The organism is Thalassospira sp. ER-Se-21-Dark, assembly GCF_017922435.1.
Taxonomy (GTDB): Bacteria; Pseudomonadota; Alphaproteobacteria; order Rhodospirillales; family Thalassospiraceae; genus Thalassospira.
In genome coordinates, this window is sequence record NZ_VDEZ01000003.1 from 185,881 (window position 1) to 199,099 (window position 13,219).

Genomic DNA, 13,219 nt, shown 5'->3' on the forward strand with positions numbered 1-13,219 from the left:
ATACAGTTGGAAAGCAAAACGGCGACCCACAAGGGTCGCCGCTCGTTACATGATATCTGAAACGATCAGCCCTTGGCTTCAAGCATTTCCTTAAGCTTGGCAAACGGCGAATCTTCATTGATCTGGTTGGCTTTTTCCGGCGCCTGGTTGCGGCCACCACCGGGCTTGCCACCACGGCCACCTTTGCCGCCCTGATTCGGACGATTGCCGCCCTTGCCTTTCGGGCCACCTTTGCCGCCACCACGGGCTTCCTGACGCGGGCCGCGTTGACCACGGTTTTGTCCGCCACCGCGTTTGCGACGATCAACACGGACGAAGTATTTGACTTCGACCAGCTCGTCGCCATCGGCATCGGTTTCAACCGCCGGCGTTTCCGACGTTGCTTCGGCAGACGCATCCGCAGCGACCTCTGCCGGTGCTGCTGGCTCCTCGGCCGGGGCATCAGCCTTGGCTTCGGTTGCAGCCACCTCAGAACCCTCTGCGGTTTCAGCTTCGGCTTTGCCCGCTTCAGGCTTTGCTTCCTCGGGCTTGGCTGCCTTGGCAGCTTCTTCGGCCTTTTTCTCGGCTTCCTTTGCTTCAAGTTCGGATTTCTTGACCTTGGTTACCTCGGCACGCCAGCCAAGTGCGGTAAACACGCCTTCGGCCTGTTCGACCGTGCAGCCCAAAAGCGACAGCAGATCAGGATCCGGGCGCACCTTGCCATCGTTTTCACGCGCCTTCTGACGCAGAAGGGCGGCAAAACGTTCAAGCATGTCCACACGGGCGGCAAGCGGGCCAACCGGCATGTAACCGGCAGCCAGGTAGAAGCCCTTGGAATTCGCACGGTCATTGGGGACCGAGGTCCGGCCTGCCGGCGGCAGTTCCGGAAGGGCATCAAGTTCACGTGCAACCGCCCAAAGAATGCCGCGCAGCTCAACCGGATCCGGTTTGAGCGCATCAAGCACATGGACGGTTTCAACACCCAGACGCACGCCAAGTTTGGCAAGCGCCTTGCGGTCTTCGTCAGACAGGTCCTTGACCAGACTTTCGAGTTCCGAACGCGGCACACAGCCCAGACCTTCGTTCAACTGGAACAAAAGTCCGCGAATCGGCCCGGACAGCTGACAGTCGCGCAGGCGGGTCAGCATTTTAAGGCGCGTTTCGATATGGGAATTGATGAAATTCTGCAGACGGGTGCGTACCCGTTCGCGGGTCGGACCGTCAAAGAACTCGCTGTCGATGACCTGAACTTCGGGCGACAGAACCGTGTCACCTTTTTTCAGCACACCAACCGGCGAACCGTTCCACAGCACCTGAAGCTGGCCGTTTACTGCGAACTTGTCGTCTTCGTCAGTTTCAAGTTGTTTGACACGTTGGGCGATTTCGCCGGTCAACGCGCGACGTGCGGCACTGGCAATCGCCTTGCCTTCAAAAGCAGCATCGGTTTCATCAGCAATGAAACGGAATCCGTCAAGACGGCCGACAAATTCACCTTCGACCTGTACTTCACCATTCGCAGTGATGGTAGACATGAGTTCAGACTTGTCCTTGAGACTTTTCAATAAAACCGAGGTCCGTCTGTCAACGAACCTTTGGGTCAGGCGTTCATGTAGCACATCTGAGAGCTTGTCCTCAATGGCCCGCGTGCGTTCCTGCCAATGATTGGCATCTTCGAGCCAGTGATGCTTATGCGATACATATGTCCAGACGCGAATACCTGCCAAACGTGATGACAACTGGTCAATATCACCATCATAACGATCCAGACGCAAGATTTGTTCGCCCAACCAGTCAATGGGCAGTTTACTTCCGGGTTTCGCAAGATAGCGATAGATAGATGTTAGCAGCCTCGGATGGGCATCGGTATGGATATTTCTGAAGTCGGGAATCTGGCAGATTTCCCACAATAACTGCACCCGGTCCGGGGCGGTCGCGATGCGTGCGACGTCCTCGTTGCGTGCCAGATGATCGAGCATGATTTCGTCAACCGGTTCGCGCGCCAAAATAAGGGTCGGGTCATCCGAACGCCGACGCAGCGATTTCTGCAGCGCATCCACCGTGCGAAAATCAAGTCGCGCGTTGCGCCAGAACACCTTTGCCAGCGGCTCGAACTCGTGTTCTTCGATCTGCTCGATAATGTCGGGATCAATCCCCGAAAGATTTCCCGTCACCCCGAACGTGCCATCATTCATGTGCCGCCCGGCACGACCGGCAATCTGGGCGGTTTCAGCCGCGGTCAGGCCACGGTTGAACTTGCCGTCAAACTTGCTCATCGCGGCAAAGGCCACGTGGTTGAGATCAAGGTTTAACCCCATCCCGATTGCATCGGTCGCAATCAGATGTTCGACCTCGCCATTCTGGAACATCTCGACCTGGGCGTTGCGCGTGCGCGGGCTCAGCGCGCCAAGCACCACAGCCGCCCCGCCCTTTTGACGGCGCACCAATTCGGCAACGGCGTAAACTTCCTGGGCTGAAAACGTCACCACCGCCGACTGGGCGGGCAGGCGCTGTATTTTCTTCGCCCCGTTATAGGTCAGAGTCGAAAACCGCTCCCGGCGATCAAATTCGACATTATCAACCAGCTTGCGGATCACCGGGCGAATTGTTTCCGCCCCCATGAACATGGTTTCATGGCGTCCGCGCGCATGTAAAAGCCGGTCGGTAAAGACATGACCACGTTCCGGATCGGCACACATCTGGATTTCATCAATCGCCAGGAAGTCAACCTGCTTGGCGACCGGCATGGCTTCGACCGTGCAGAGGAAATAACGGGCTGTTTTCGGAAGAATGCGTTCTTCGCCGGTGATCAATGCCACCGCGCCCTTGCCGACCTTGGCGACCGCGCGGTCATAGTTTTCGCGCGCCAGAAGTCTGAGCGGGAACCCGATCATCCCGGTCGTATGTGCCAACATCCGTTCCATGGCGAGATGGGTCTTGCCGGTGTTGGTCGGCCCCAATATGGCAAGGATACGAGGACCGGTTCGGGTTGAAATCTGCATCAAACTTTTCCAATCGACAGCCCAATGATCCGGGCCATCGCAATCATTGGGCCTTTCAACACGCGAACCAGCGCCATGTCAAGCTTTCTGCCTGCCGTCGCAAGGCGCACCAAACTGGGGCATCACGGCCCAAACCGCTGATGTCGCGCAAACCCGCCTATTCTTCCTTGAGTTCGAGCAATCTGGCCCCCGGGCCATCGCTGCCAAGCGTGTCTCCGGGGTTGTAGAGCGGGCATGCGGAAATCGACAGGCAACCACAACCGATGCATTTGCCCAGCTGATCGCGCAAACGGGTCAATTGTTCGATGCGTTCATTCAAATCATCGCGCCACTGCGATGAAAGCTTTTCCCAGTCTTTGATGGTCGGCACGGTATTGGGGGGCAGCTTATCCAGCGCCGCACCGATTTCCGACAACGGAATACCGGTTTTCTGCGCGACCTTGATAATGGCAAGTTTGCGCAACACGCCGCGATGAAAACGGCGCTGGTTGCCATCGGTGCGGATCGAGCTGATCAAACCTTTGCGTTCATAAAAATGCACCGCCGAAACGGCAATACCGCAACGACTTGCGACTTCTCCGACGCTCAGATAGCGCTGCAACACACCTTTTTCTGCCATTTTCCCTGCTCCCCTTGCCTGCCTTGAAAAAATTCTAAAACGTGCTTGACCTTAACATTAGTTGAGGTTTTAGAACCTTACTCATTGAAGTGAAATTGGCAAGGAGAGAACGCCGTGAAAGAGACATTTAATATCGCCGTCATCTTTGGCAGCGCGCGTGAAGGTCGCTTTTGCGATACGGTCGGGACCTGGGTCGTTGAAACCCTAAAATCGGATCACGAGCTTTCTGTTGATACGATTGATCCCGCTGTTTTGAACCTGCCCGCGGCCCATGTTGGCGCTGATCACCCTGCGGTCGCGCACCTTCATACTGCCTTGACTGAGGCCGATGGTTTCATCGTCGTTACCCCGGAATACAATCACAGCTTTACCGGCGAGCTAAAGCTTCTGATCGATGCCGCCAAGCAACAATGGAAACGCAAACCCGTCGGGTTTGTATCCTATGGCGGAATGTCAGGTGGCTTGCGCGCTGTTGAACAATTGCGTCTTGTCTTTGCCGAGTTGCATGCGGTGACCCTGCGCGATGTCATAAGCTTTGCCCAAGCCTGGGACAAGTTCGATGAAACCGGTCGGCCAATAGACCTCGAAGGTACGAATAACGCCCTTCGTCACATGATGACCGATTTCAAATGGTGGGCTGGTGCGTTGCGCGATGCACGTTACCCGCAAGGCAAACACCCCCTCCTTGAGGCGGTTGCATCATGACAAACACGATTGCAAGCGATGCAAATGACGAAGTCGTCAGCATCAGCCATGTGACACCAAAACCCGGTCAAAAGGATCGATTTGTCGAAATCCAGACGCAGTTCCAAACCAGCGTAGCACCGGAAATTGACGGCTTAATCGGCGGCCGGCTGTTTGCTGCCGAAGACGGACAATCCTTTGTCATCATGTCGCGGTTTCAATCGCGTGCTGATCTTGAAGCCTGGACCGGATCACAGCGCTTTGCCGACCACATGGCGCGCGTGCGCCCCCTGATTGAAGCGGCCGCCCCCGGTCGGTTCAGCACCCTGTATCAGTCCGGCACTGTTTAACTCCCCCAACCCCGGCGGTGTCGGGCTGATACATTTTCCAACCACCTCGTGCCACCACACGAAAAAGCGGGGCGACCATCTGGTCGCCCCGCCTGCCTTTTCAAACTTCTTTGTGAACCTTAGTGGTTGCGCATCTTGTCTGCGTATTCCTTGAGCTGCCGACGCGCGGCCTGAAAACTGTTTTTCAGCGCGATATAAACATCTTCATGGGCGTGATCGGCGCTGTCGCGCTTCACCATGATTTCCTTGCCCGGCACATGGATGCCAAAGTGCACAGCAAAACGGTTTCCATGGTTATGAGATGCCTGTGGGCGTTCCACCACGACATGACAACTGGTCATGCGGTCGAAGGTTTCTTCCAGTTTTTCCACCTTGAAACGGATGCGCTCATCCAGCGCATCAGACTGATCAACATCACGATAGGTGATTTGAACGGGAACCTTCATGGTATGGCCTCCTGTGTAAAGCCTTGGACGCAAGACAGGGCATTGCACCCTGCGGATTAACCCGGCACTTTTGCGGTCCGGGAACTGTCAGGAACGCTTCCAAACTTCTGTGTGCGTCCCTGTTATAAAACCGTCTTTCTATATACTTAGGATACAAGACTTGCGCTGCAAGATGCGTTGACGCATATCAAGCTCGGTTTAAAGTTCACCCCGTTAAGGTGTCGGTCCTTCTGCCAATATCGGAGGAGGCTGACAGACGCTTGAAACAAAGGAGAAAAAAGAGGTCATGACGGAAGAAAAAATGCGGTTCGAGGCCGAGGTTAGCCGACTGCTCGATATCGTTGTCCATTCGCTTTATTCCAACAAGGACATCTTCCTGCGCGAGCTGATCTCCAACGCCTCGGATGCGTGCGACAAGCTGCGCTATGAAGCGATTGCCAAACCGGATTTGCTCGCTGGTGATGCCGATTTCAAGGTGCGCCTTCTGACAGATAATGTCCGCAATGTTCTGACGATTGCCGATAACGGGATCGGGATGAACAAGGAAGATCTGGTCGAAAACCTGGGCACCATTGCCAATTCCGGCACCGCGAAGTTCCTTGATGCCGTTTCGAAATCCGACAACGCCAAGGATGTCGACCTGATCGGTCAGTTCGGGGTCGGTTTCTATTCCGCCTTTATGGTCGCCAACAAGGTCGAAGTCGTCAGCCGCAAGGCCGGCGATGATCAGGCATGGAAATGGTCATCTGACGGCAAGGGCGAATACACGATTGCCGAGGCCGAAATGGAAGGCCGCGGCACCCAGATCACCCTGCATCTGACCGACGACAACAACGAATTCACAGACGAACATCGTCTGCGTCATATCGTCAAAACCTATTCCGACCATATCGGCATTCCGGTGGTCCTGATGAAGGGCGAAGGTGATGAAACGCTCAATGAGGCCTCCGCACTCTGGACCCGCCCGAAAAGCGAGATCACCGAAGAACAGTACAAGGAATTCTACAAGCACACCTCGCACGCGTTTGATGAACCGTGGAAAACCATCCACTATCAGGCCGAAGGTGCGATTGAATATACCGGGCTTCTTTACCTGCCGACCATGCGCCCGTTCGATCTGTATGATCCGCAGCGCAAAGGCCATCTGAAGCTTTATGTCCGCAAGGTCTTCATCACAGAAGGTGCCAACGAATTGCTGCCGCCGTGGCTGCGTTTCGTATCCGGCGTGGTCGACAGTCAGGACCTGCCACTGAACGTCTCGCGCGAGATGTTGCAGGACCATCCGCTTCTGACCAAGATCAAGAACGGCCTGACCAAAAAGGTCCTGTCCGAACTTGAAACCGCGGCCAAGAAAGATGCCGAGGGTTATGAAACCTTCTGGGAAAACTTTGGCTCGGTCGTCAAGGAAGGTTTGTACGAAGATCAGACCAACCGTGATCGTATCCTCAAACTCGCCCGGTTCCGCTCGACCCATGGTGATGGCTGGACCACACTTGCCGACTATGTCGAACGGATGAAAGACGGCCAGAAGGCGATCTATTACATCAGTGGCGAGGATATCGACGCCCTTAAACGCAGCCCGCAACTTGAAGGCTTTGCTGCCAAGGGGATCGAAGTCCTGCTTCTGACCGATCCGGTTGATGAATTCTGGATGCCGTCTGTCGGCCAGTTTGATGGCAAAGATTTCAAGTCGGTTACCCGTGGCGGTGCCGACCTAAACGACATCAAGTCCGATGACAAGGATGACGCCAAGGACGAGAAAAAGGATGATGCCGCAAATGAGGCATCGGTTAGTGCCCTGATTGCCGCGATCAAGGTTGCCCTTGGCACCGGGGTCAAGGACGTTCGGGAATCAGATCGCCTGACCAGTTCGGCCTGCTGTCTGATTGCCGATGAAATGGGCATGGATTTGCGCATGGAACGCCTGATGAAACAGCACAACCGTGTCGATGAAATCAGCCCGCGTATCCTTGAAATCAATCCAAAGCACAGCCTGATCAAAAAGCTGTCTGACATTGCCACCAAGGATGCCAAGGCCCCGATCCTTCATGACGCAGCCCTGCTGTTGCTTGATCAGGCCCGCATCCTCGAAGGCGAAGCCCTGCCCGACCCGGTCAGCTTTGCCCGTCGCCTTGATCTTGTAATGGAAAAAGGTCTGGGCGCTTAATCGCCCCACAGGCCCGATCTTTGCAAAACGGCGCGTCATCAGATGCGCCGTTTTCTTTTGGTTTTGTGCAGAATTTAAAATGCTTATTTACCAAAACCCGGCATAAACTTCCCAGATATCCAAGAACTGAAGTCCGACCGGAAGGTGCGAAATACGATGACAGCAATGATGAACTGGCAGCAATTGCTATCTCCAGCTCGGCTTGGGTCGCGTCATTCCAGTGTGGGTACATTTGGCCGGTCCGATTTTCACAAGGATTATGACCGGATCATTTTTTCGGCGGCCTTTCGCCGCTTGCAGCGCAAAACGCAAGTTCATCCGTTGCCGGAAAATGACAACGTCCACACCCGCCTGACCCACAGTCTGGAAGTATCCTGTGTTGCCCGGTCTTTGGGATTGATGGTCGGAAACCGCCTGCATGAAAAGGGCAGCCTGCCCGACGCGATTGAGCCCGACCATATGGCCGCCATCGTGCAGGCAGCGGCACTTTGTCATGATATTGGCAACCCGCCCTTTGGTCACGCCGGGGAATATGCCATCCGCCAATGGTTTGTCGACGCAAACCCCAAATTCACCGAAGGTCTGACAGAGGCGCAGTTTGCCGATCTGACAACATACGAGGGCAATGCCCAGGGTTTCCGCCTTCTGACCAACAAACGGACCGGTCTGTACGACGGTGGCATGCGCCTGACCTATGCAACCCTGGCAAGCTTTTTGAAATACCCGTGGTCAGCCGCCGGAAGTCCTTTTCCACAGAAAAAGAAGTTCGGCGCCTTTCAAAAGGAATTCGGGCTTCTCGAAGAAGTCGCCGATGCCACCGGATTGATCCGTACCGGCGATCAGGCCTTTTGCCGTCACCCGCTGGTCTATCTGGTCGAGGCTGCTGATGATGTTTGTTATGCCCTGATTGATATCGAGGACGGCGTAGAACTGGAACTTGTCGATTTCGCTATTCTTGAAAAGATGCTGCTGCCCTGCATCACCGATGACCTGCCGACCGAGTACGACCGCGAACCCAATGTCAGCCGCAAGATTTCCTTCCTGCGGGGTAAAATCATTGCCGGTGTTCTTGATGCACTGGTTGATGCCTTTGTCGCCAACGAAGAGTCGCTTCTGGCTGGCGAATGGAAGGGAGATCTTCTGGCATGTGCCAAGGGGCCCTTTAACGACCTGATCGCGCAGGCCAAGTCATTTTCCGAGAAACAGATCATTCTCAACCGTCGCAAGGTCCAGATCGAGGTCGGCGCCTTTGCCCATCTTGAAACCTTGCTCGAGACATTCTGTAAAACTGCCCTTGATGTGCATCATGCACAATCAGAAGCCGACATTTCCTATCGAACCGGACGGGTCCGCGAACTGATCGGTAATGATGCCATGCCCATCGGGGCGTCGCTTTATGATCTTTACCTGGTCCTTCTCGATTACGTATCAGGTATGACCGATGATTTTGCCGCCCGCCTTGCACGTGACATCGGTGGCGGACAGCACTAGGCGATGTGGCTCCTCGGTTCTTTTATTGCCCGCTATCGACGCAGAACGGCGTTTTTCGCCGCCGGCGCACTTGCCGCAGTCATCTATGGATTGGTTGATCAAAGCACGCGCCCGGAAATACAGACGTGGTACTGGCCGTCTGTTGCCAGTGCGGTGACGTTTTTTCTGACCCGATTTATCATCTCCCGGCTGATTGGCCGGTTTATCGGCGGAGTGCGCCGTAAACTGCACTAGGCAATCCGCCCGGCGTTCTGGGGGCTGGATCTACTCAGATAAAGAAAAAGGCAGGCTCGGAAGCCTGCCTTCTGATGTCGGGATCGCTGCTGTTTGCCATTTGGCAAACCACACCGATCATTCCTGACCGCCACCCATGGCGCTGCTGATTTTCTTGTCGGTGTTATACTGGCTGAGCGCGTAAACGGCCCAAATTGCTGCCGGAACCCAACCAATCAGCGTGATCTGCAAGATCAGGCAGATAACACCGGCAATCGGACGCCCGATGGTAAAGAAAAGCAACCAGGGCAGAAGAAGTGCAATCAATAGACGCATGGATGAAATCCCCTTTTTAGTTTGACGTGCTTACATGCCGTCTTCGAAAGTAACCGTCACAACGCGGTTGCCCTGTTCGGGCACGCCGTCAGCAGTTGAAACCGGCACATTGGCCTCGCCGCTGATGCTGATTGCAAGTTTGCTTGCCGGAACACCCGCATCACGCAATGCCTTGACCACCGCATCAACGCGCGATTTGGCAAGGATGTCATTATACATCGCATCACCGGCACGGTCAGCATAGGCAACAAGGCTGATCATTTTCGGATCATATTTGCCATACGCCTCGACAATACCGTTCACAACAGACATCGCCTTGCTGTCGATGGCGGCACTGTCGAACCCGAAATAGACATTCATCGGAACCGGCATCGACATGGCGGCCATCGGGGCCGGGCCGGTATCAAGTTCGGCCTGTACGATGGCCAATGCCTGATAGAATGCCGAACGGCAGTTATCAATGTCTTCCTGCTGGATGTTTTCTTCGAGTTCCTGCAACCAGCAATCAAAGCTGCTCTGTGCGCGTGCAGCGGCACTGGCAGCCTTTTCACGGCCACCAGCCTCAAGGGCCGTCATCAGGTCAGCCCGGGCGACTTCAACCTCGGCCTCGGAACCTTCGGGCAGGTTACGTTCGGCAATTGCCTGCGGACCGGAATCCATGCCCATCGCCGCAGTCTTTGAACGGTTGGTGAAATAACGTGCATCGGCCCAGTCAGCCTCGTCATATTCTGCCTGGGCAAGGTCTGCATAATTCTGGTGAAGAGCTGCGTCAAAAGCCGATCCTTGGTCGGCCATATCGCGCACTCCGGGAATGTTCATGTTCGCGCACGCGCTCAGAAAGGCGGCGGCGGATACAACGGCAAGCAGTTTGGCTCTCATCGGTGTTACTCCTTGATCTGACCGACTATCGGGATCCCAATCCCATTCTATTTTTTCGGCCCTGCCGACATTTTTCCCAATGTCTTGCCGGGCCATATGGCGGGCCTTGTGGCCCGTCCTGTTCCATGCCGTTCTTGTCATAATCAGATCAGAAGACCTGACCCCGAATTTCGATCCACCTCACGTCCATGGTCGAAGCCCCAAGACAACACAGATTGTGGATATAACTATCCCTAACCCAAGATATATAGAAGTCAAATTCATGAAAAAAAGCAGTGGGATAGAGAAAATTCACAATCGACAGGCATCCGGTCTCGCGGCCTGTCCTTTTGATTTGATCACGCAATCGCCAAAAACACAGCGACCCGATGGATCAAAAACAAATCCATCGGGCCGAACATCTCATCAGATCAAGACGATCATACGATGACCTAGTCCGAGGAACCGCCAAACAGTCCCTTGACCGCGCCACCAAGCGCATCGGCACCTTCTTTCAGTTTGGTGCCACCGCCACTTGCAGCGCCACCAACCGCACCGACGACACCTTTGCCAAGGTCACCGACGCCCTGCAACAGGCCATCAACATTCAAGCTTGAAACCGCCTTGAAGACGGCGGTGTTGATCGCTGTCAGGATTTCACTGGCAACCTGGGCCGGGGTCGCGCCGCCTTCTTCCTTGCCCACATCGGTCAGATGAATTTCCGGCAGGCTGGCAGACAGCTTTTTGCCCTGCAGGAAGTCTGCCGAAACGCCGACATCACCGTTACGGACATAGACATTGTCGATAATGATTTTGGTTCCACCTGCGGCATCGTCGCCAGATGCGGCACCATCAGCCCCACCTGCCCCGGTCGGACCGGAAACACGTTGAACAAAGGCTTCGACGTTGCGCTGGATGGTTGCGATGTTTGAACTTCCGTTGCCCAGTTCGTAAATGACACTTGGCTGATCAACCACCACTTCGATGATACGGATCGTGTCGCTGGTCAGGGTCGAACCATCAAGACGGACCGAGATATTACCAAGCGAGAACGCATAATCGGAGTTGAACCCGTCCGGATTGCCGACCACAAGCCCGTTAATCGCCGCGGTATTTTGCGTCGGCTCGATCGACACACCTTCAACCGCGACATCGGCCAGCGTCACACGCGTGCCTGCCTCTTCGATGGTGGATTTCACGATGTTATCAAGATTGACGTAAACATAGACGAGGGCCCCGACGACCAAAACGATGATCACGGCCAGACCAATCAGTATCTTTTTCATTGCCCGTTTCCTGCGTAGTGCCTCACCGAAAATACGCGAAATTCAACCCTTAGGGTGCAAATGGGGACGCATCCGGTTTCGTTCAACCAGAAGAGTTGCGCTGATCGGCCAGACAATCAAGTTATTTCACATGACAAAACAGCGGATTAGGCTTCCCTGATCCGCTGTTTTGAAATCTCGGCTAATCTGCATGTTCAGAGATTGAATTCCACCACAACGGGTGCGTGGTCCGATGGTTTTTCCCAATCCCGGGCAATGTCATAAACCGATGCAGTGCGCACCGTTCCTGCCATGTTTGGCGTCATCCAGACATGGTCCAGTCGACGGCCCTTGTTGCTTGCCCGCCAGTCGCGTGCGCGATAGCTCCACCAGCTAAACAGTTTTTCGGGCTCAGGAACCACTTCGCGAACAGCATCGATGAAATCTCCCGATTGGCGGAATTTCTCAAGGATTTCGACCTCTACCGGCGTGTGACTGACCACGCGCAGAAGCTGCTTGTGCGACCAGACATCATTTTCCGATGGTGCAATGTTGAAATCGCCAACCAGAACTGCCTTGCGGTTGGGATCGGTTGCCCGACGCTCGCCCCACCAGTTGGTCATTTCATCAATGAAGGACAGCTTGTGGGCAAACTTTTCGTTGATTGCCGGGTCGGGTTCATCCCCGCCAGCCGGGATATAGAAGTTATGAAGTTCGACGCCATTTTCGAACTTTGCCATGCAATGACGGCGATCTTCCTTGCCGCAGAAATGCTTGATGTCGGTTTCGACAAACGGCAGGCGCGATATGATCGCAACCCCGTTATAGCTTTTCATGCCGTGATTAAGGCGATGAACATAACCAGCCGCCTCAAAGGCATCATGCGGGAAATGCTCATCGGGGCATTTCAGTTCCTGCAAGCACAGCACATCGGGCTGCTGATCATTCAGAAACTTGATGACCTGTTCAATACGCAGTCGGACGGAATTGATATTCCAGCTTACGATTTTCAAAACGGGCTCCGTTCTTGCTCGATTGAGGATGGGTCCCTGCCCCACGATCCCCCCAACGGTCTATTTCAAGGTCACAGACAGTTCCGCAACATCTGCAATCACCAAATCCATGCGATCACCACGGACAACCTGGCCAACGCCTTCGGGCGTTCCTGTAAACAGAAGATCGCCTGGTTTCAGTTCGATCAGGGTCGAAAGATGTATCAGTGCATCCACCACCGGCCAGATCATTTTGGCCGTGGTGTCGTTCTGACGCACATTGCCATTGACCGACAATTTCAGGTTGGTTGCATGCGGATTGCCTGCATCGGCCTTGGGCTTTATGGCGGAAATGGCCGCACAGCCATCAAAGGATTTTGCCATATCCCATGGCAGGCGACGGTCCTTGAGACCCGCCTGAACATCGCGGCGCGTCATATCAAGACCGGCAGCATAGCCAAAAATCGCATCTTCAACGGCGGCGCGATCCAGATCCTTGCCCCCCTTGGAAAGTGCAGCCACCAGCTCGCCCTCATAATGCAGGTCTTCCGTGCCTGACGGATATGGCAAGTCACCATTTCCGACCACAAGGCAGTCAGTCGGTTTCATAAATACACAAGGCGGGGTGTCGGAAGGATCGGAACCCATTTCGCGGACATGTTCGGCATAGTTTTTGCCGATGCAGAAAATGCGATTTACCGGGAAAACGTCGTCGGTGCCCTGAACCGGAATGGTCGTCGGTGCAGGTGCGTCAAAGATCAAACTCATGATGACCCCGTGTTGTTTATGCGAGATATGCAACAGTCATAAACAAGCACGG

Annotated in this window: 12 protein-coding genes; 4 read left to right on the forward strand and 8 right to left on the reverse strand. The window is 54.7% G+C overall.

The window, feature by feature from the left end; translation table 11 throughout:
• Positions 1-65 precede the first annotated feature (65 nt).
• Positions 66-2,978, reverse strand: a complete 2,913-nt coding sequence (locus FHI25_RS13535) for a helicase-related protein (protein WP_210518581.1) — start codon at positions 2,976-2,978, stop codon at positions 66-68.
• A 157-nt stretch (positions 2,979-3,135) separates the two neighbouring features.
• Complete coding sequence (soxR, locus tag FHI25_RS13540; RefSeq protein ID WP_008890084.1) at positions 3,136-3,597, reverse strand: redox-sensitive transcriptional activator SoxR; 462 nt, start codon at positions 3,595-3,597, stop codon at positions 3,136-3,138.
• A 114-nt stretch (positions 3,598-3,711) separates the two neighbouring features.
• On the opposite strand from soxR, the gene FHI25_RS13545 reads away from it, so the two are divergent.
• Together FHI25_RS13545 and FHI25_RS13550 are read left to right on the forward strand one after the other, a co-directional pair.
• Complete coding sequence (locus FHI25_RS13545; RefSeq protein ID WP_210518583.1) at positions 3,712-4,302, forward strand: NAD(P)H-dependent oxidoreductase; 591 nt, start codon at positions 3,712-3,714, stop codon at positions 4,300-4,302.
• A complete protein-coding gene (locus tag FHI25_RS13550; RefSeq protein ID WP_210518585.1) occupies positions 4,299-4,631 on the forward strand; it encodes an antibiotic biosynthesis monooxygenase family protein in 333 nt (110 codons plus the stop codon). The genes FHI25_RS13545 and FHI25_RS13550 overlap by 4 nt, the downstream gene beginning before the upstream one ends.
• Before the next feature lie 119 nt (positions 4,632-4,750).
• Here the strand turns inward: FHI25_RS13550 and FHI25_RS13555 are convergent, their stop codons facing one another.
• On the reverse strand, positions 4,751-5,077 hold the full coding sequence (locus FHI25_RS13555; RefSeq protein WP_167722480.1) for an HPF/RaiA family ribosome-associated protein: 327 nt from the start codon (positions 5,075-5,077) through the stop codon (positions 4,751-4,753).
• Positions 5,078-5,363: 286 nt separating this feature from the next.
• Between FHI25_RS13555 and htpG the strand changes: the two genes are divergently transcribed.
• The gene (gene htpG / locus FHI25_RS13560; RefSeq protein ID WP_210518587.1) at positions 5,364-7,244 is read left to right on the forward strand and encodes a molecular chaperone HtpG; all 1,881 of its coding nucleotides are present in this window, start codon (positions 5,364-5,366) and stop codon (positions 7,242-7,244) included.
• A gap of 156 nt (positions 7,245-7,400) precedes the next feature.
• The gene (locus FHI25_RS13565) at positions 7,401-8,735 is read left to right on the forward strand and encodes a deoxyguanosinetriphosphate triphosphohydrolase (protein WP_246879102.1); all 1,335 of its coding nucleotides are present in this window, start codon (positions 7,401-7,403) and stop codon (positions 8,733-8,735) included.
• A gap of 351 nt (positions 8,736-9,086) precedes the next feature.
• Here FHI25_RS13565 and FHI25_RS13570 read toward each other — a convergent pair whose 3' ends face one another.
• The 5 genes from FHI25_RS13570 to FHI25_RS13590 form a co-directional block, all read right to left on the reverse strand.
• A complete protein-coding gene (locus FHI25_RS13570; RefSeq protein ID WP_008890077.1) occupies positions 9,087-9,284 on the reverse strand; it encodes a YqaE/Pmp3 family membrane protein in 198 nt (65 codons plus the stop codon).
• Between the two features lie 30 nt (positions 9,285-9,314).
• Positions 9,315-10,163 (reverse strand): OmpA family protein, encoded by an 849-nt coding sequence (locus tag FHI25_RS13575; RefSeq protein WP_210518589.1) that lies wholly within the window; start codon positions 10,161-10,163, stop codon positions 9,315-9,317.
• Between the two features lie 431 nt (positions 10,164-10,594).
• On the reverse strand, positions 10,595-11,428 hold the full coding sequence (locus FHI25_RS13580; RefSeq protein WP_210518591.1) for a hypothetical protein: 834 nt from the start codon (positions 11,426-11,428) through the stop codon (positions 10,595-10,597).
• A 194-nt stretch (positions 11,429-11,622) separates the two neighbouring features.
• Positions 11,623-12,420 (reverse strand): exodeoxyribonuclease III, encoded by a 798-nt coding sequence (gene xth, locus FHI25_RS13585; RefSeq protein ID WP_210518593.1) that lies wholly within the window; start codon positions 12,418-12,420, stop codon positions 11,623-11,625.
• Between the two features lie 60 nt (positions 12,421-12,480).
• Positions 12,481-13,167: a fumarylacetoacetate hydrolase family protein gene (locus tag FHI25_RS13590; RefSeq protein WP_210518595.1), complete on the reverse strand. Its 687-nt coding sequence runs from the start codon at positions 13,165-13,167 to the stop codon at positions 12,481-12,483.
• Positions 13,168-13,219 lie beyond the last annotated feature (52 nt).

What these genes read in the sequence shown, in the direction of transcription:
- FHI25_RS13535 (WP_210518581.1), bottom strand. Translation starts at nt 2,978, where the DNA reads ATGCAGATTTCAACCCGAACCGGTCCTCGTATCCTTGCCATATTGGGG.
- soxR (WP_008890084.1), bottom strand. Translation starts at nt 3,597, where the DNA reads ATGGCAGAAAAAGGTGTGTTGCAGCGCTATCTGAGCGTCGGAGAAGTC.
- FHI25_RS13550 (WP_210518585.1), top strand. Translation starts at nt 4,299, where the DNA reads ATGACAAACACGATTGCAAGCGATGCAAATGACGAAGTCGTCAGCATC.
- FHI25_RS13555 (WP_167722480.1), bottom strand. Translation starts at nt 5,077, where the DNA reads ATGAAGGTTCCCGTTCAAATCACCTATCGTGATGTTGATCAGTCTGAT.
- htpG (WP_210518587.1), top strand. Translation starts at nt 5,364, where the DNA reads ATGACGGAAGAAAAAATGCGGTTCGAGGCCGAGGTTAGCCGACTGCTC.
- FHI25_RS13565 (WP_246879102.1), top strand. Translation starts at nt 7,401, where the DNA reads ATGACAGCAATGATGAACTGGCAGCAATTGCTATCTCCAGCTCGGCTT.
- FHI25_RS13570 (WP_008890077.1), bottom strand. Translation starts at nt 9,284, where the DNA reads ATGCGTCTATTGATTGCACTTCTTCTGCCCTGGTTGCTTTTCTTTACC.
- FHI25_RS13575 (WP_210518589.1), bottom strand. Translation starts at nt 10,163, where the DNA reads ATGAGAGCCAAACTGCTTGCCGTTGTATCCGCCGCCGCCTTTCTGAGC.
- FHI25_RS13580 (WP_210518591.1), bottom strand. Translation starts at nt 11,428, where the DNA reads ATGAAAAAGATACTGATTGGTCTGGCCGTGATCATCGTTTTGGTCGTC.
- FHI25_RS13590 (WP_210518595.1), bottom strand. Translation starts at nt 13,167, where the DNA reads ATGAGTTTGATCTTTGACGCACCTGCACCGACGACCATTCCGGTTCAG.